At 49.0% G+C, this 576-nt stretch carries 1 protein-coding gene; it reads right to left on the bottom strand.

Annotated elements, in window-relative coordinates:
• The coding region (locus ACOCD2_RS25330) for a transposase (protein ID WP_368857531.1) at positions 1-164 on the bottom strand (164 nt) is incomplete at its 3' end.
• Positions 165-576: the final 412 nt, after the last annotated feature.

The following is a 576-nucleotide window of genomic DNA, read 5'->3' as shown; positions in this document are numbered from 1 at the left end:
TTCGCCTTTTTCTTGATCGGTGTCAGGCGACTGCGTATGGCCCGGGCATACCAGCGGTCGAAATGCCGTTTGGCCCAGCCCGCATAGCGGTAATCCCAGAAACCACGAAACATCTCCTTGATGGCCCAGGCACGAGCAACTTTCAGGTCTGATGTCTTCAGCACATCGAACGGTCGAGTATGTTAATCAGCGTGCAAAACTGACCTCCAGAAAATCCTTCGGTTTTCGGACGTATCGGGGCGCGGAAATCGCTTTGTATCATGCACTTGGTGCTTTACCCGAGCCTGAGTTTACCCACAGATTCTGCTGAAGAGCCTTCTTTAGTTTAGCGTAGAAACCCACGTCCTTAGGACGTGGTCATGAGTGATAGGCTCAGCCTGTCACGACTGATACGGCCCATGTTACAACCCGAAACTGAGTTGTCCCCACAACTGAATTAATTTCGGAGAAATAACAATCTAGAGTTTAGAGTTTCAGAGGAGAAAAACCACTAAAAATCTCAAAAAATAGTTGACATAGCAAGGCGCGGCCTCTCAGAAGAGAAATCAACACAAACTTCTGGAGGCCGCTATGGAC

The organism is Thiolapillus sp., from assembly GCF_048562965.1.
Classification (GTDB): domain Bacteria; phylum Pseudomonadota; class Gammaproteobacteria; order Chromatiales; family Chromatiaceae; genus Thiolapillus; species Thiolapillus brandeum_A.
This window is presented reverse-complemented; position numbering and strand designations above follow the sequence as displayed.